This window comes from Tautonia sociabilis (genome assembly GCF_003977685.1).
Classification (GTDB): Bacteria; Planctomycetota; Planctomycetia; order Isosphaerales; family Isosphaeraceae; genus Tautonia; species Tautonia sociabilis.
The window spans coordinates 1-17,308 of record NZ_RYZH01000005.1; the positions used below are offsets into that span (position 1 = coordinate 1).

The 17,308-nt window shown below is 68.7% G+C and carries 10 protein-coding genes; 5 read left to right on the forward strand and 5 right to left on the reverse strand.

Going from position 1 to position 17,308, the window contains the following annotated elements:
* Window positions 1-300: 300 nt before the first annotated feature.
* Window positions 301-1,230 carry a DUF58 domain-containing protein gene (locus TsocGM_RS03680; protein WP_126723969.1) on the reverse strand — a complete coding sequence of 310 codons (930 nt, stop codon included), beginning with the start codon at window positions 1,228-1,230 and terminating at the stop codon, window positions 301-303.
* Window positions 1,231-1,352: 122 nt separating this feature from the next.
* Window positions 1,353-2,429, reverse strand: a complete 1,077-nt coding sequence (locus TsocGM_RS03685; RefSeq protein WP_126723970.1) for an AAA family ATPase — start codon at window positions 2,427-2,429, stop codon at window positions 1,353-1,355.
* 324 nt (window positions 2,430-2,753) lie between these two features.
* Here TsocGM_RS03685 and TsocGM_RS03690 point away from each other — a divergent pair, with 324 nt between their 5' ends.
* From TsocGM_RS03690 to TsocGM_RS03710, 5 genes are all read left to right on the forward strand, one after another.
* A complete protein-coding gene (locus tag TsocGM_RS03690) occupies window positions 2,754-3,365 on the forward strand; it encodes a hypothetical protein (protein ID WP_126723971.1) in 612 nt (203 codons plus the stop codon).
* Entirely contained in the window at window positions 3,362-8,143 is a 4,782-nt protein-coding gene (locus tag TsocGM_RS03695) for a PAS domain S-box protein (protein WP_126723972.1), read from the forward strand. Before TsocGM_RS03690 ends, TsocGM_RS03695 begins: the two co-directional genes overlap by 4 nt.
* Window positions 8,140-9,078, forward strand: coding sequence for a GGDEF domain-containing response regulator (locus TsocGM_RS03700; protein ID WP_158633363.1), 939 nt, complete (start codon window positions 8,140-8,142; stop codon window positions 9,076-9,078). Before TsocGM_RS03695 ends, TsocGM_RS03700 begins: the two co-directional genes overlap by 4 nt.
* 692 nt (window positions 9,079-9,770) lie before the next feature.
* Complete coding sequence (locus TsocGM_RS03705) at window positions 9,771-10,175, forward strand: response regulator (RefSeq protein ID WP_261341617.1); 405 nt, start codon at window positions 9,771-9,773, stop codon at window positions 10,173-10,175.
* 50 nt (window positions 10,176-10,225) lie between these two features.
* Entirely contained in the window at window positions 10,226-13,876 is a 3,651-nt protein-coding gene (locus TsocGM_RS03710) for a PAS domain S-box protein (protein WP_126723975.1), read from the forward strand.
* A gap of 88 nt (window positions 13,877-13,964) precedes the next feature.
* On the opposite strand, the gene TsocGM_RS03715 is transcribed toward TsocGM_RS03710, so the two are convergent.
* The 3 genes from TsocGM_RS03715 to TsocGM_RS03725 are packed head-to-tail and all read right to left on the reverse strand — an operon-like array spanning window position 13,965 to window position 17,232.
* On the reverse strand, window positions 13,965-15,179 hold the full coding sequence (locus TsocGM_RS03715; RefSeq protein WP_233578252.1) for an ABC transporter permease: 1,215 nt from the start codon (window positions 15,177-15,179) through the stop codon (window positions 13,965-13,967).
* The gene (locus TsocGM_RS03720) at window positions 15,173-15,934 is read right to left on the reverse strand and encodes an ABC transporter ATP-binding protein (protein WP_315850364.1); all 762 of its coding nucleotides are present in this window, start codon (window positions 15,932-15,934) and stop codon (window positions 15,173-15,175) included. Before TsocGM_RS03720 ends, TsocGM_RS03715 begins: the two co-directional genes overlap by 7 nt.
* The gene (locus TsocGM_RS03725) at window positions 15,931-17,232 is read right to left on the reverse strand and encodes an efflux RND transporter periplasmic adaptor subunit (RefSeq protein WP_126723976.1); all 1,302 of its coding nucleotides are present in this window, start codon (window positions 17,230-17,232) and stop codon (window positions 15,931-15,933) included. The genes TsocGM_RS03720 and TsocGM_RS03725 overlap by 4 nt, the downstream gene beginning before the upstream one ends.
* Window positions 17,233-17,308: the final 76 nt, after the last annotated feature.

Here is a 17,308-nt window from a genome sequence, read left to right on the forward strand (position 1 = left end):
AAGCTGCGTCGGGCGACGACCTTGAGCTGATCGTCGAGGACGCACAGGACGATGGTCTTCTTGTGGAGGTCGATGCCGACGTGGTGCACGGGAGTCCTCCGGTTCGGTGGGGCAGGAGTTCGGTTCTACACCTCCAGTCTTCCACCGGCTCGGGGCCCCGGGCCCCGTCGGCTCGACCTCCCCTCTCATAGTTTCAACGCAATCGACGCAAGACCGCTTCGGCCAAGGGAAATCCCCCGATGCGGCCTCGCGCACCGGAGCGTACCGGCTCGTGCTCGAGCCCGTCGCGGACCGACCGGGTCAGCGTCGGGATCGGCCGCCGGAGCGTCTGGTGCGGCGGGCGAGGTAGTCGAGCAGGATCCGATCAGGGGGCTCGGCGGTCGAGGCAAGCTGGTAGTCGGCATCCATGCCGAGCAGCCGCTCCCGGAGCAGGCGGCGATGGGCGTCGAACCGCTGCCGGTAGACCGCCCGGACGGCGTTCGGGTCGACCCGGAGCCGATGGCCGTCGGCCTCCAGGTCGAGGAATCGGGTCGGCCCAGGGAAGTCGAACGCCTCCTCCTCGGGGGCCAGGATGTGGAAGAAGAGCACCTCGTGGTGCCGGTGTCTGAGGTGCCGCAGCGACTGGGAGAGGGCGTCCAGGTCATCGAAGCCGTCGGAGAGGATGACGATCAGGCCTCGGCGTCGGATCCGATCGGCCAGGGCGTGCAGGACGCGGTGCAGCGGCGCCTTGCCGCCGGCCCGGGCCCGCTCCATCGCCGAGCAGAGCACGGCGAAGTGCCCCGGGGCCGAGCGTGCCGGCAGCATCGAGCGGAGTTCCCCGTCGAACGTCACCAGGCCGACGGCGTCCCGCTGGCGGATCATCAGGTAGGCCAGCGCCGCCGCCAGCCGCCGGGCGAGCTCCAGCTTCGAGACGGTCCGGCCGGCGAAGCCCATGCTGCCGGAGGTGTCGAGCACCAGGTACGCCTGGAGGTTCGTCTCCTCCTCGAACTCCCGGACGAAGTAGCGGTCGGTCTTGCCGAAGGCCCGCCAGTCGATGTGGCGGATCTCGTCCCCCGGGCCGTAGGGCCGGTGCTCGGCGAACTCGACCGAGAACCCCTTGAACGGGCTGCGGTGCAGGCCGCTCATCACCCCCTCGACCACCAGCCTCGAGAGCAGCTCGAGCCGGCCGAAGCGGGTCAGCGCCGTCGGGTCCAGTGCGGCGATCGGCGGGTGCGGGGGTGTCGAGGGCATGTCCGGTCCGGGAATTCCAGTCATCGGGAGACGATCGGGCCCGATGATCTTAGGGAGGCGAGCCTCCTCGCCTTCCCGCAATCGATCGAGATCGATGATCGCCGGGAGGGGCCGCCGGGGGGTCAGGCCGGGCCGGCGAGGCGGGAGGCGGCGCGGTCGAGCGGCTCGGGGACGTCTTTGAGAAGCTGGTCGATCACGCCGTCGGCGTCGATTCCCTCGGCCTCGGCGTGGAAGGTGGTCACGATCCGGTGGCGGAGGACCGGGCGGGCGACGGCCCTCACGTCGTCGGGGCCGGCGGCGATTCGTCCCGAGAGCACGGCCCGGGCCTTGGCGCCGAGGATCAGCGCCTGCCCCGCCCTCGGCCCGGCCCCCCAGGAGACGCTCTTGCGGACGAACGCGGTCGCCTCGGGCTGATCGGGGCGGGTGGCCCGGACCAGATCCCGGGCGTACCGGAAGACGTGGTCCGGCACCGGCACCCGGCGGACGAGCCGCTGGAGCGCCAGGAGCTGCTCGGCCTCGAGGAACGCTTCCGGCTCGGGGGACGGCTCTCCGGTCGTGCGCCGGAGGATCTCCAATTCGTCCTCCGGGGTCGGGTAGGGCACGCGGACGTCGAGCAGGAAGCGGTCGAGCTGGGCCTCGGGGAGCGGGTAGGTCCCCTCCTGCTCGATCGGGTTCTGCGTCGCGAGGACGAAGAACGGGTCGGGCAGGCCGAAGGTCTGGCCGCCGGCCGAGACGTGCCGCTCCTGCATCGCCTCCAGCAAGGCGGCCTGGGTCTTCGGCGGGGTCCGGTTCACCTCGTCGGCCAGCACCACGTTGGCGAACAGCGGCCCCTTGATGAACACGAACCTCCGGCGGCCGGATTCGGGGTCGTCCTGGAGGATGTCCGTGCCGGTGATATCCGAGGGCATCAGGTCCGGGGTGAACTGGATCCGGCGGAAGCTCAGGTGCAGGATCTTCGCCACCGTGCCGACCAGCAGGGTCTTGGCCAGCCCCGGCACCCCGACCAGCAGGACGTGGCCCCGGGCGAAGAGGCCGACGAGCAACTGCTCGACCACCTCCTGCTGGCCGATGATCACCCGGGCGATCTCCCCCCGCATCCTCCTCGATGCGTCGGCCAGCTCGGCCAGGGCGTCCAGGTCGTTCGACGGCGACTGCGACTGCGACAGCGGATGCGGGGCGGGGCCGTCTCCGGCGCTCATGCGGACGCTCCCAGACCGATGCGGGCCGATGCGGACCTCGGCCGGCCCCCGGCGCCGGGGCCGCCGGCCGATCGGAATCGGACCAGCCTGCCACGCCCCGGGACCCAGCGTCAAGCGGCCCTCGTCCGACCGCCAGGCCGGCCGCTGGACGGGGCGAGGGAGCGGCGGGGGAGGCTCCCGGGAGCCCGGGACCGGAGATCGGCGGGATCGGAGTCCTCCGACTCGGGCGGCCGGCGGCCGTTGCCGATTCGCGCCCTAGAGTTCCCGAGGCAGGGACACCACAGAGCCGCCGTTCGCCCCATCTCAGCCATGCGGACTCCGATCTTGCACATCCCCTTGACCTGGGTCGTGACGGCCTGGGGCCTCACGGTCGCCTCGGGACTTCTGCTGCTGAGCGTTTATGGCGCTCAGCCCGGTGAGTTGGGCTCCCCCCCGGAACGATGGCCGGAGGAGAGCCGAATCCCCCGGGTTCCCGGCCGGGTCAATCTGATCCTGTTCCTGCACCCCCGATGCCCTTGCTCCCGGTCGTCCATCGCGGAGCTGGGAACGCTGCTTGAACAGTTCCAAGACCCGGTCGCGGTCCACGCCGTCTTGCTCCAGTACGAGTCCCTTCCCGGCGAGGAGGAGGACTACCGCCGGCTGATCGCCTCCCGGCTGGGGGTCGAAGCCCAGGACGACCGCGAAGGAGCGGAGGCCGACCGGTTCGGGGTGTCCACCTCCGGACACCTGCTGGTTTTCGAGGAATCCGGACGGCTGAGTTTCAGTGGAGGCATCACTCCGAGCCGAGCACACCGCGGGCCCAACGATGGGAGCCGTTGGCTCCGGTTCCGGTTCGGAGGAGGGCCGCCGGCAAGCCAAGACACACACGCCGTCTTCGGCTGCGCGCTAGGATCGCCCCGCTTCGCCTGGAAGCCCGCAGGGGAGCCGCTGCCGTGAACCCAGGGAATCCGTCCGCCGAAGTCATCGACCGCCGCGCCGACGTTCTGTTCTGCCAGCACCTGGAGGCCGGTTATCGCCGGATCGACCGCCTCTTCTCCGTGCTGATGCTCCTGGAGTGGCTCGGGCTGATCGCCATCGCCCTCTGGGTTTCCCCCTACACCTGGTCGGGCACGCGGGGAGCGCTTCACATCCACGTCTGGGCCGCGTTCTTCCTCGGCGGGGCGATCGTGCTTGTGCCCTCGGCGTTGGGGATGGCCCGGCCGGGCCAAGCGTCGACCCGACACGTCATCGCGATCGGTCAAATGCTGGTCGGGGCCCTGCTGATCCACCTCAGCGGCGGCCGGATCGAAGCCCACTTCCACGTTTTCGGCTCGCTGGCCTTCCTGGCGCTGTACCGGGACTGGCGGGTACTGGCCTCGGCCTCGGCGGTCGTGGCCCTGGACCACTACCTCCGGGGCGAGTTCTGGCCCCGATCGATCTACGGCACGGAAACGGTGTCGAGCTGGCGCTGGCTGGAGCACGTCGCCTGGGTGCTCTTCGAGGACGTCGTGCTGGTGGTCGGCTGCCTCCAGTCAAGACGGGAGTTGGCTGAGGTTTCCTTCCGCCAGGCCGAGGATGAGCTGGATCTCGATCGGGTCGAGCGGCTGGTCGCCCAGCGAACAGCCGAACTGGATCAGGCTCGTCGAGAACTGGAGCACCGGGTCCTGGAGCGAACCGCCGCGTTGGAGCGAGCCAACGCCGCCCTTCAGGACGAAGTCGCCGAGCGGCAGCGCGCCGAGCGCGAGGTCCGCGAGCGCGAGCGGCGCTTCCAGTCCCTGGCCGACTCCATGCCCCAAATCGTCTGGACGAGCCTGCCGGACGGCCAGGTCGATTACGTCAACGAGCGCTGGCTTGACTATACCGGCCGTCGGCTCCGCGACGGCAGCTGGACGACCGCCCTGCACCCCGAGGACCATGACGTCGTCCAGCAACGGTGGGACCAGGCCGTCGCGGAGGGGAGGTCGTTCGAGGTCGAGTGCCGGCTCGCCGACCGAGCCGGCTCCTTCCGTTGGCATCTGGTGCGGGCGTTGCCGGTCACCGATCGAACCGGGGCCGTGGACCGGTGGTTCGGCACCTGCACCGATATCGACGATCGCAAGCACGCCGAAGTCGCCCTCCGAGCGGCCCGAGACGAGCTCGACGCCGAGGTCCGCCGCCGCACCGCCGAGCTTCGCCTGGCCAACGAACAGCTCCGCACCGAGGTCGCCGAGCGCCGTCGCGCCGAGGCCGAGGCCCTGGAGCGCCGACACTTCGCCGAAGGGATCACCGAGGCCTTGCCGTCGATCCTCTACCTCTACGACGTCGAGACCGGCGACACCCCTTGGGTCAGCGGCCGGGTGTCGACGCTGCTCGGCTATTCGCCGGAGGAGCTCCAACAATTGGGTCCGGGCGCCCTCCATCGGCTCGTCCATCCCGAAGACGCCGCGGCGATCGGGCTGAATTCCGACCATCGGTGGTCCACCGACCTGGCCGATGGCGCGATCCGGGAAACCGAGTTCCGGGCCCTCCACGCCGACCACTCGTGGCGCTGGCTCCGCAGCTACGAACTGGTTTTCCATCGGGACGAGCGGGGAAACCCGCGTCAGATCCTGGGAGCGGCCATCGACATCACCGACCGCAAGCAGGCCGAAGACACCTTCCGCGTCCTGTTCGAGAAGTCGTCCGATGCCCACCTGCTGGTGGACGAGACCAGGGGAATCGTCGACTGTAACGAGGCCGCGATCCGGATGCTCCGCTGCCGGGACAAGGCCGACCTGCTTGGCCGACACCCGGCCGTCCTGTCTCCCGAGTACCAACCCGATGGCCAACGGTCGCAAGCGAAGGTCGGCCAGATCGAAGCCATCGTCCAGGCACAGGGCTTCCACCGCTTCGACTGGTGGCACCGCCGGTTCGACGGCGAGATCTTTCCCTGCGAGGTCACGCTCACTCGGGTCGAGATCGCCGGCCGCTCCCGACTGCTGATCGCCTGGCACGAGCTGACCGAGCGGATCCAGGCCGAGGAAGCGCTCCGACAGAGCGAAGAGCGGTTCCGCAATGCCTTCGACCACGCCGCCATCGGCATGGCGTTGGTCGCTCCCGACGGCCGCTTCCTCCAGGTCAACCCGATGCTCTGCGACGCCCTTGGCTATCCCGAGCCCGAACTGCTGGAAACCGACTTCCCGTCCATCACCCACCCCGACGACCTCGACACCGATCGCGAGCCAATCCGTCGCCTGCTGGCGAATGAGATTCCCTGCTACCGGATCGAAAAGCGATTCCTGCACCGAACGGGGAAGGCCGTCTGGGGGCTGCTCAGCGTCTCGCTGGTCCGAGACGCGAGCGGCCAGCCGCTGCACTTCGTCGCGATGGTCGAGGACATCACCCCGCGCAAGCGGGCCGAGCAGGCTCTCCGAGAGAGCGAACAGCGCTTCCGCGACCTGGCCGACGGCGTCCCCGTGCTCATCCTGATTTGTGAACCGGAGCTGGGTTGCACCTTCGTCAATCAGACAGGGCTTGACTTCCTGGGGGCCGAGCTGCACCAGGTGCTGGGCACCGGCATGAGCGAGTACTTCCACCCGGACGACCGCGGCCGATGCCTCGCCGACCACCGCTCGGCCATGGAGGCCCGCCAGCCGCTGGCCGCCGAGTACCGGCTGCGCCGAGCCGACGGCGAGTACCGCTGGATGGAGTTCCGGGGCATCCCCCGAACATTGGCCGACGGGACTCTGCTCTGCTACCTGACCTCCTGCCTCGACGTCACTGAGCGCAAGCAGGTCGAGGAGTCGCTCCGACGCGCCAAGGAAGCGGCCGAGGCGGCCACCCGGGCCAAAAGCGAGTTCCTGGCGAACATGAGCCATGAGATCCGGACGCCGATGAACGGCATTCTCGGCATGACGGAATTGGCCCTGGACACGGAGCTGACCCCCCGCCAGCGCGAGTACCTCGGGCTGGCGAAGTCGTCGGCCGAGTCGCTGCTGAGAGTGATCGATGACATCCTGGACTTCTCCAAGATCGAGGCGGGCAAGCTGACCCTGGTGCCGGCCCCCTTCTCGCTTCGGGAGGAGGTCGAGGAGACGCTCGGCGTGCTCGCCTTGCGAGCGCACGATAAGGGGCTGGAGCTGGCCGGCCGGATCGCCCCCGAGGTGCCTGACGCCTTGATCGGCGACGCCGACCGGCTGCGGCAAGTGCTCGTCAACCTCGTCGGCAACGCGATCAAGTTCACCGAGAGCGGCGAGGTGGTTGTCGAAGCCGAGTTGGACCGGCTCGATGACGATGCGGTCGTCTTGCGCTTCCGCGTCTCGGACACCGGCATCGGCATTTCTCCGGAGAAACAGACGTCGATCTTTCAACCGTTCGAGCAGGCCGACGGCTCAACGACGCGCCGCTTTGGCGGTACGGGGCTGGGCCTGTCCATCTCAGCCAAGCTGGTGGCGATGATGGGAGGGGAGATCACGCTGGAAAGCACTCCGAACGTCGGCAGCACGTTCCTCTTCACCGCCCGGTTCGGCCGAGCCGCCGAGCCCCCGGCCTCCCGGAGCGCCCCTCAGGTTGCTCCCCTCGACGGCCGCAGGATTCTCGTGGTGGACGACAACGCCACCAATCGGCGGATCCTCGTGGAGCTACTCTCCGGCTGGGGAATGATCCCGGTCAGCGTCGAGGGAGGTACCGCGGCCCTGGAGACGCTTCGGCGGGCAGTGGCGGACGGGCAGCCGTTCGACGCCGCCCTCATCGACGGCCTGATGCCCGGCATGGACGGTCTGGAGCTGGCCGCCCAGATCCGGTCGGAGCCGGAAGCGATCGCCGCGACCCCGCTGCTGCTGCTGAGCTCCGCGGGAAGGCCGGACGATGGCCCGGCGTTGCAACGGCTGGGCCTGGCCGCCTGCCTGGTCAAGCCGGTGCGGCGGTCGGAACTGCTCGACTCGCTGATGGGGGTGGTCGCCTCCGGGGAATTCGCCTCCGTCTCCGCCCCGAACGGGGGAGAGACCGCCCCCCTCGAGCCGGCCCGCGGCGGAGCCCCCCTCCGGATCCTGCTGGCCGAGGACCACGTCGTCAACCAGAAGGTCGCCGCCCGGATGATCGAGGGCCTGGGGCACTCGGTCGAGGTCGTCGGCGACGGCCGACAGGCGCTGGAGGCCCTGACCCTCGGGCGGTTCGACGTGGTGCTGATGGACGTCCAGATGCCGGTGATGGATGGCTTCGAGGCGATCGAAGCCATCCGGGCTCGGGAACGTCTCAAGGGAGGCCGACAGTTGGTCATCGCCCTGACGGCACACGCGATGAAAGGAGACCGCGAACGCTGCCTGAAGGCCGGCTTCGACGGCTACCTGGCCAAGCCGCTCCGCCAGGCCGAGCTGCGCGCGGTGCTGGCCGAGATCGCCCGACCCGATCGCTCCCAAGACCAAGCTCCAGAGGAGGATCGACCGGCGACCGACAATTTTATGAAGCTTTGCAATGGCGATGAATGTTTTGCCCGAGAGCTGGCGGTCTCGGTCCTCCAAACCGCCCCGGCGGCCCTCGCCCGCCTGGAAGAGACGCTGCGGCAAGGCGACCTCGGGGCGGCCGCCGAGACGGCGCACGGCCTGACGGGGATCTTCGCCACGGTCGGGGCCGACGACCTGGCCGAAGCCTGCCGGGCGGTCGAACAGGCCGCCCGGAGCGGGTCGCCGGCCGAAGCGGCGGACGCCTGGTCAGCGACATGGTCGGCCTGGGAACGAACGCGATCATCCCTGCTGGCCTGGTACGAGGTCCTTGCATGAAAATCCTGATCGCCGAGGACCAACCACCGACAGCCCTCTTCCTCAGACGGACGATCGCGCGCCTCGGACACGAAGCGGCCATCGCCACCGACGGAGAGGACGCCTGGACCAAGTTCATCAACGACAATCCAGACGTGATCATTTCTGATTGGATGATGCCTCGACTCAATGGCCCCGGCCTCTGCCGCCGGGTCCGCTCCCAGCCCAGCGACCGCTACACCTACTTCATCCTGCTCACCGCCCGGAACGAACGCGCCGACCGCCTCCAGGGCCTGAACGCCGGGGCTGACGACTTCCTGACCAAGCCCCCGGATCCCGACGAGCTGGAGCTTCGCCTGCAGATCGCCGACCGCATCCTGGCCGTCCATCAGGAGTTGGCCCGGCGCAATGATCAGCTCGCCGAGTTGGCCACGACCGACGCCCTGACCGGCGTGAAGAACCGCCGACGCTTCCAGGAGGACCTGAACCTGCTGCTCGCCCAGGCCCGGCGGCTGGGGCAGCCCCTCTCCCTGGTCATGCTTGATATCGACAACTTCAAACAGTACAATGATGACTTTGGCCACCCAGCTGGCGACGAGGTCCTCCGGCGGGTTGGCCGGACCCTGATGAGGGCCGTGCGCGACCTCGACGTGGTCGCCCGCTACGGCGGCGAGGAGTTCGCCGTGCTGCTACCGGCCACCGAGCCGGCCGCCGCGATCCGGGTAGCCGAGCGTATGCGATCGGCGATCAAATCCGGGCCCTGGCCCCACCGGACCGTGACCGCCAGCCTCGGCGTGGCCACCGCCCAGCCGACCGACGATGACGACTCCTCCACGTTGATCCGCCGCGCCGATGAGGCCCTTTACCGTTCCAAGCGAGACGGCCGAGACCGCTGCTCCCTCGCTCCCACCGACTCCCCCGTACCGACCCTCACCGAACCTGATCGGAATCCATGATGCATTCATATATGTTTTACCAATCGGACGATTGGCCGATCGCTCGGAGCCCGAATCCGAAGAAGGGGCGACCAGGCAGACCGTTCGGATCGGCGATCGTCCGAGCGCCGCTCCGGGCCCGGGTCCCGGGGCCGAGGCTTCCTCCCCGCTGCCGGGAGATCGATGAGCCGGGCGGGGGAACCGAGGATGATCCCTCGGCGACTCGACCCCGAGGGGAGGCCCCGGCCCGTCGGAAGGAATCGGGAGGAGGGAACCGCGGTCGGCGGCCTGCTCGATGGGCAGGCTGATCGGAGGAAGGCTCCCTCGCCCCCCCCGATCGGCCGAGCGGCGCCGACCGCCTCGCCCCCATCGGCGACTCGGCCAATCCGAGGAGGGGCGACGCACCGGCTCCGTCCCCCGCATCCGCGTCGTTCTTCCCGATCCGGGAGAAATCGCTTGCCGACACGACCAGACCACGGCAGAATTCGATCCGGCAACACTGAACGAATCTTGCGGTGCGATGATCGCACGCGGAGACTTCCTGTCCGTTCGGGACAGGCGAGAGATTGGCCTCGGCCCGGAATCGACCCGGCCGAGCCGCGTTCTCACGTCGAAGTTCCAATTCCGAACGGATGTTCAGAACATCCCCTTTGTCGGGACTCAGGGCGACGCCGCCTAAACGGCCGGTCCAGTGACCGGGATCGAGGATGATGATGCGTGTCACTCACCCGAGTTCTCAAGCCACGGCATGGTCGAAGCTGAGGGTCCTCATCGCGGACGATGACCCGATCCTCAGGATGGCGCTTTCCGGTCTGGTCAAGCGGCTGGGCCATGAGGTCGCCGTCGCTCGAGACGGCCGAGAGGCGGTCGAGGCGGCTGTCGAACAGGACTTCGACCTTCTGTTGCTCGACCTGCGGATGCCGGGGATGGATGGCCTGGAGGTGGCGACCCGACTTCGCCGGGGGAACGGGGGACGGAAGAGTCCGTGGATCGTCGGCCTGTCCGCCGAACCGTCGGGCGAGGCCTTCGGCATGGACGCGTTCCTCCTGAAGCCTGTCCACCTGGGCGATCTGTCCCGGGTGCTGGAACGGTTCGGTCGCGGGCGGGAGCCGTTCTGACCCGGGGGCCACCCGTCAACCGATCCCTTCGGATCGAGGAGCAGCCTGCGATGCAGCCCGGTGTCGACTTCATCGGCAATCTGATCCGCACCGGCGGAATCGTGACGGGGCGGGTCCGCGCCCCCCAGGCGCAATGGCTGGTCGGGGCGCACGTCCTCGGGGATGTTCTGACCGCGCTGGTCTGCATGGCTCTGGTGGTCCTGCTCTGGTCCTTCGGCCGGGAACTGGAGAAGAGAAGCTGGTCCCGGGGGGTGATCGTGGCCTTCGCCCTGTTCGTCGGGCTGGTCGGCCTGCGGCACGTTCTCGATCTGGTGACCAGCGTCCACCCGGGGGACCGGCTCTCGGGGCTGGTTCTGGTTCTGACGACGCTCGTCTTGTGGTGGACGGCCTGGTCGCCGCCGCGGACCTGGCCGGCACTTCTGGCGATGAGGAGTCCCGAGCGACTCAAGCGGACCCATGTCGAGCGGATCGGGCAGGTGTCTCAATCACAGGAGGAGCGTCTCGAACACACGGCCCGCCTCCACCTGCTTATGGACGCGATGCCGCAGATCGTCTGGACGGCCCGGCCGGACGGATTCATCGATTATTATAACGAGCGCTGGTACGAGTATACGGGAATCGCTCGCGATGGCGGAGGGGATTCGAGTTGGGAGTCGATCCTCCACCCTGACGACGTTCCGCACTGCCGGGAAGCGTGGTCGCGATCGGTCAAGACCGGAGTGCCTTATCAGATTGAGTATCGCCTCCAGGATCGGATGTCCGGAGGGTACCGCTGGTTCTTGGCCCGGGCGCTGCCGGTTCGGGACGACTCGGGCCAGATCGTCCAATGGTTTGGAACATGTACTGATATTGATGAAAAACATCGGGCAATGGAGGCGATCGAGGCGCGGGAGGAGCGGACGCGATCGATCGTAACGCATGTCGCCGACGGCATCATCACGACCGACGAGGCAGGGATCATCCAAACGGTGAACAGCGCTGTGGAGCGGATCTTCGGCTTCGAGGCGAGTGAGCTGATCGGCTGCGACGTCTCGATGCTGATCCCTGATTTCGTCGGAACCCGGAACAACGCGCTTCTCGCGTGCCGGCTTCAAGGGGGGGAGGCTCGGCTCGGCGGTTCGAGCCGGGAGGTGGAGGGAAGGCATCGGGTGGGATCGACCATTCCCCTGGAGCTGACCATCGGCGAATTCAAGGTTGGCGATGAACGATTCTTCACAGGAGTGGTCCGGGATATCACGGAGAAGAAGAACGCCGAGGCCGAGATCCGGTTGCTCACTGAGGACCTCGAGCGTCGGGTTCGGGAACGGACGCTGGCGCTGACCGCGGCGAATGAGGCCCTGCGCGAGGGGGAGGAACGCTTTCGGGGGGCGTTCGAGGCCGCGGCGATCGGCATGGCTCTGGTGGCCCCCGATGGTCGGTTTTTGCGGGTCAATCGCTCGCTGTGCCAGATTGTCGGCTACTGCGAGTCGGAGCTGCTCACAAAGAAATTTCAGGATATCACTCACCCCGACGACCTCGATGACGATCTCTCTCTGGTAGGTCGTCTGCTGGCCGGGGCGATTTCGTCGTACCAGATGGAAAAGCGCTACATCCGATCGGATGGGCGGATCGTCTGGATTCGGCTGAGCGTCTCGCTGGTGAGGAACTCGGTGGGGGATCCGGTGCACTTTGTCTCCCAGATCGAGGACATCACACCGAGAAAGCAGGCCGAGAGCGAACGGGAGCGGTTCTTCCAACTTTCGCGCGACCTGCTTTGCGTGGCGGGGACCGACGGCTATTTCAAGCTGTTGAACCCGGCCTGGGAGTTGACCCTCGGGTTCTCGAACGAGCAGCTGCTGTCCGTGCCCTTCTACGACTTCGTCCACCCCGATGACCTTGACCGGACTCGGGCGGAAGCCGCGAAACTGACCGAAGGCAAGCAGAGCATCAACTTCGGCAATCGCTACCGGTGCCGGGATGGCTCGTACCGGGATCTCCTCTGGAATGCGGTGATCGACCCCGAGCAGGGGTTGATCTACGCCGTGGCACACGACATCACCGAGGTGAAGCAGGCCGAGCTGGAGCGGGAGGCAACGATCGCCGAACTGGCCCGGGCCCGCGACGAGGCCTTGGCGGCCACCCGCGCCAAGGACGACTTCTTGGCCAATATGAGCCACGAGATCCGCACGCCCATGAGTGGGGTACTCGGCATGGCGGAGCTCCTGCTCGACACCCCGCTCGACGGCGTGCAGCGCGGCTATGCCAGTGCGATCCGCTCCAGTGGAGAGGCCCTGCTGACGGTGATCAACGATATTCTCGATCTCTCGAAGATCGAGGCAGGGAAGTTGACGCTGGAGGCGACCCCCTTCGCGTTCCGAGCGCTCATGGAGGAAGTCTCGGTACTGTTGGCCCCGAAGGCCAGCCAGAAGGGGATTCGGCTGTCCTCCCACGTTGGCCCCGGGGTGCCACCGTGGCTGGTTGGGGATCCCGTCCGAATCCGCCAGGTGCTGACCAACCTGGTCGGGAACGCCGTGAAGTTCACCGATCGCGGCTCGGTGATGCTGGAGGCCCGCCTGGCGGGGAGGAGCCCAGGGCGGGCCCGAGTGCGTGTCTCAGTGACCGATACCGGCATCGGCATCCCTGTCGCGGACCAGAAGCGGATCTTCGAGAGCTTCACCCAGGTCCACAGCGGGAGGGATCGGACCCACGGGGGCACAGGGCTTGGATTAAGCATATGCCAACGATTAATCTCGCTGATGGGATGCGTGATCAGCGTGGAGAGCGAGCCGAGCGCGGGCAGCCGCTTCTGGTTCGAACTGGAGCTCGACGTGGCCGAGGAGCCTCCCTCGAGCGCCGTCTTGGCGGCGGAGCAGGCGGAGGTTCCGCCGTCGCTGGCGGTGCTGCTGGCTGACGACAACCCGATTAATCGTCGGGTCGCGCTGGGCTTGCTCGAGCGCTTCGGGTGTCGGGCTGAGGCCGTCGTCGATGGCCGGGAGGCCGTGGCGGCCTATGCCCGAGGCCGATTTGACCTGGTGCTCATGGATGTGCAGATGCCCGGCATGGATGGCTATGCGGCCACCAAGGCGATCCGTCGGCTCGAGGAAGACCTGGGGAGGCATACGCCGATCATCGCCCTGACCGCTCATGCGATGCAAGGAGATCGCCAACGCTGCCTGGATGCCGGGATGGACGATTACCTCGCCAAGCCGCTCCGGCCGGGGCCGCTCCGTGAGATCCTGCTGCGCTGGGCGGGCCGGAGGGAACCGAGAGAGTGGGAGTCCGAGAGCGGCCACCCGCCCGAGACGGCCGTTTTCCGCCCTCGACTGCTCGACGAGTCGAGCGGCGGGGATTCCGCGTTCGCCCGAGAACTCCTCGGAATGGCGATCGAGGGGATCCCGGAGCGGCTGGAGAAGATCCGGGAAGCCGTCGAGTCGGCCGACAGCGATCGGGTCGCTCAAGAGGCCCACAACCTCAAGGGGGTTTGCCTGACCCTCGGCGCCGAGCGGATGGCGGCCGCCTGCCAGGACCTGGTCGATGCGGGGCGGCTCGGCGTTCAGAACCGGATTGGTTCCGGGGCCCGGATCGTGGACGCGAGCTGGGACCTCTTGCGTCAGGAGGTCCACCGTCATCTGGAGACGCTTCAGGAAGATGCCAAGGAGTCGGTTGAGTCATCTCGGGTTGGAGCCGCCGAGAGCCAGGAACGCGACGAGCGGCCGGTGTGAGTCGTCATCCCCCCTTTGTGCGGGGGCCGGGCGTTGATTCTCCCCTGGGAGCGACCGGGAGGCGTCAGCCTCGCCAGGCCAGGGCGGGCTACTCATGCCGGAGGGCGTCGATCGGGTTGAGCAGGGCCGCCTTCAGGGCCGGCAGGATGCCGAAGGCGACCCCCGTACCGGCCGAGATGCCGAAGCCAAGCAGGACGGCCCAGGCGGGCACGGCGACGTCGACCATCTGCGGGTGCAGGCTGACGATCGCCGTGATCCCGTAGCCGAGCCCCACGCCCAGGCCGCCGCCAAGCAGGCTCAGGCAGACGGCCTCGGTGAGGAACTGGAGCATGATGTCCCGGCGCCGGGCGCCGACGGCCTTGCGCAGGCCGATCTCCCGGGTGCGCTCGGTCACGCTCACCAGCATGACGTTCATGATCCCGATGCCGCCGACCAGCAGCGAGATGCCGACGATGCCGGCCAGGACGGCCGTGGCGACGATGCTGATGGAGTTGAACGCGGTGAGGATCTCGTCCTGGGTGCGGATCTGGAAGTCGTTGGGCTGGTAGGCGTCCAGCCGGTGCCGGCGACGGAGGATGCTGACGACCTGGGCCTTGGCCTCGGGCACCTGGGCCTCGTCCAGCGCCTGGGCGGCCAGGGCGATGGTCGTGCGGGTGCTGGGATACATGGTCAGGGCCATCGTGTAGGGGATGAGCACCAGGTCGTCCTGGCTGTTGCCCAGGACGCTCCCCTTCTCGGCGAGGATGCCGACGACTCGGAAGCGTCGGCCGTCAACCAGCAGGGTGCGGCCGACAATGTCGTCCCCGCGTTCTAGCTTGCGGAGCACCTCTCGGCCGAGGACGCAGACCGGGTGCCGGCGCTCGATGTCGAGGAAGGTGAACGGGCGGCCGACCTCGACCGGCAGGTTGCGGATGGTGTGGTACTCGGCCGAGACCCCCTCGAGCTGGGTCGTCACCTCGGTCCGCCCCATCGAAACGGTGGCCGACGGCCTGGGAATCAGCGGAGAGAGGGAACGAAGGGTGGAGCACTCGGCCTGAAGCGCCTGGACGTCCTTCAGGTCGAGCGTCACCCGGCCGAGCCGCTTGCCGGCCTCGCCGCCGGGGCGCTCGGGCCAGATCCACATGGCGTTGGTGCCAAGCCCCTGGAGGAAGTCGGAGACATACCCGGTGAACCCCTGGACGACGCTGACCACCGTGATCGTCGAGGTCACGGCAATCACGATGCCGAGGACCGTGAGCACCGACCGCAGGCGATTCGCCCAGACCTGCTCCAGGGCGCCCCGAACGTTCGCGAGGATCAACATGAGATCGTCTCCCGATCCTCTGAGAGCCCTCCCGGGCCGTCCGACTCGACCCGGCCGTCCCGGAGGCGGACGACTCGGCGGCACCGGGCGGCGATGTCGGGCTCGTGAGTGACCAGGACGATCGTCTGCCCCCGGTCGTGGAGGTCGTCGAAGAGGTCGAGGATCTCCTCGCTGGTGCGGGTGTCGAGGTTGCCGGTCGGCTCGTCGGCCAGGATCAGGGCCGGCTCCTGGACCAGCGCCCGGGCGATGGCGACGCGCTGGCGCTGGCCGCCGGACATCTGGTTCGGCCGGTGGGTCATGCGGTCGGCCAGGCCGACCTGGCGGAGGGCCTCGGCGGCCCGGGCGCGGCGGTCGCGGACGCCGGAGTAGATCAGCGGCAGCTCGACGTTCTGCAAGGCCGTCTGCCTCGGCAGCAGCTCGAACGTTTGGAAGACGAAGCCGATCCGGCGGCCTCGCTCGCGCGCCTGCTCCGATTGCGACAGCCGGGCCACGTCCCGGCCGGCGAGCCAGTACCGGCCGCCGGTGGGCACGTCGAGCAGGCCGAGGATGTTCATCAGCGTGGACTTGCCCGAGCCGGACGGGCCCATGATGGCGACGAACTCGTTCGGGTCGATGCGCAGGTCGACGCCGTCGAGCGCGCGGACCTCCTCCAGGCCCATGCGGTAGACCTTGGTCACGCCCCGAAGCAGGATGACCGGCGGGGGGCCGTCGGCGGCGGCGGCCGGCTCGGGGAGGGGGAGCGGGTCGGCGGTCACGGCGGCGTCCCCGTCTCGGACGCGGTTTCGGGATCGGCCTCGGTGATCGGGTCGCCATCCTTCAGCTCCTCGAGGGTGCGGAAGGGGCCGACGATCACGCGGTCGTCGGGGCCGAGGCCGGCGAGGATCTCGACGCGGCGCTCGTCGCTGAGGCCGACGTCGACCGGCCGGGCCCGGGCCTTGCCGTCGACGGCGACGAAGGCGGTGGTGACGTAGCGGGCTCCCAGTTCGCCGATCGCCTCCCCCGGGGCGGGAGGGTGGCGATCCAGCCAGGCGAGCAGCTCGGGGGAGTCGGGCAGGTCCTTGCGGCGGCGCTGGACGACGGCCTGGATGGGGACGCTCAGGGCGTCGGGGGCGCGGCGGACCTCGATCTCGACGGTGGCGGTCATGCCGGGGCGGAGGGGGGAATCGGGGCCTCCCTGGTCTCGGATGATCGTCTCGAAGGTGACGACCTCCGCCTCCAGCCGACCGCGGGGGGCGACGCGCTCGACCTCGCCGGGGATGGCCGTCAGCAGGTCGGCCTGGAGGTAGATGCGGGCCGGCTGGCCGGGGCGGACGAGGGGCACGTCCGTCTCATCCACGTCGGCGCGAACCTGCATGCGATCGGGGTCGAGGATCGTCATCAGCTTCGCGCCGGGGAGGTTCGTGGTGCCGGCGATGGCGACCTCGCCGACCTCGACCTCGCAGTCGGCCACGACGCCGTCGATGGGGGCTCGGATCTCGGTGTAGTCAAGCTCCTGCTGGCTCATGCGGCGCATGGCCTCGCTCTCCAGCAGGTCGTTGCGGGCGACGTCGAGGGCGGCCTGCACCTTGGCCATGGTGCTTCGGGCGTCGAGCAGCTCGGTCGGGGTGGCGACATTGCGCCGGGCGAGCTGCTCGGTGCGGGAGAGGTCCCGGGCGGCCTTCTCGACATCCTCCTCCGCGTCGACGATCAGGGCTCGAAGGCGCTCGATGCGGGCCTCCACCGAGTCGAGGCTGGCTCGGGCGGCGGTGGGGTCGAGCTGGACGAGGAGGTCCCCCTTGGCCACGCGGTCCCCGTCCTCGACGAACACCTCGACCACCCGGCCGACGACCTGAGGGGCGATCTCGGCCTCCTCGACCGGCTCGACGGTGCCGGCGGCGGAGATCGTCTCGATGATCTCGGCGCGGGCCGGGGAGGCAAGCTCGACTTCCCTCGGCGGGGTCTGGAGCAGGTCCCAGTCGAGCCGGTACCCGCCCCCTTCCCGCCCAAGGTTGGCGGCCGTCAGGACCGCGACCAGCACGGCCAGGCCGATCCCCGAGAGCACGAGTCGTCGCATCGCTATCGAACCCCCTCCCGTTCGACTCGTCCGGTCGTCCGAGTGATCGATCCCGGCGGGCCGCCGGGAGGCTCGG

What these genes read in the sequence shown, in the direction of transcription:
- TsocGM_RS03705 (WP_261341617.1), top strand. Translation starts at nt 9,771, where the DNA reads ATGCGTGTCACTCACCCGAGTTCTCAAGCCACGGCATGGTCGAAGCTG.
- TsocGM_RS03680 (WP_126723969.1), bottom strand. Translation starts at nt 1,230, where the DNA reads ATGCCCTCGACACCCCCGCACCCGCCGATCGCCGCACTGGACCCGACG.
- TsocGM_RS03700 (WP_158633363.1), top strand. Translation starts at nt 8,140, where the DNA reads ATGAAAATCCTGATCGCCGAGGACCAACCACCGACAGCCCTCTTCCTC.
- TsocGM_RS03710 (WP_126723975.1), top strand. Translation starts at nt 10,226, where the DNA reads ATGCAGCCCGGTGTCGACTTCATCGGCAATCTGATCCGCACCGGCGGA.
- TsocGM_RS03685 (WP_126723970.1), bottom strand. Translation starts at nt 2,429, where the DNA reads ATGAGCGCCGGAGACGGCCCCGCCCCGCATCCGCTGTCGCAGTCGCAG.
- TsocGM_RS03725 (WP_126723976.1), bottom strand. Translation starts at nt 17,232, where the DNA reads ATGCGACGACTCGTGCTCTCGGGGATCGGCCTGGCCGTGCTGGTCGCG.
- TsocGM_RS03715 (WP_233578252.1), bottom strand. Translation starts at nt 15,179, where the DNA reads ATGTTGATCCTCGCGAACGTTCGGGGCGCCCTGGAGCAGGTCTGGGCG.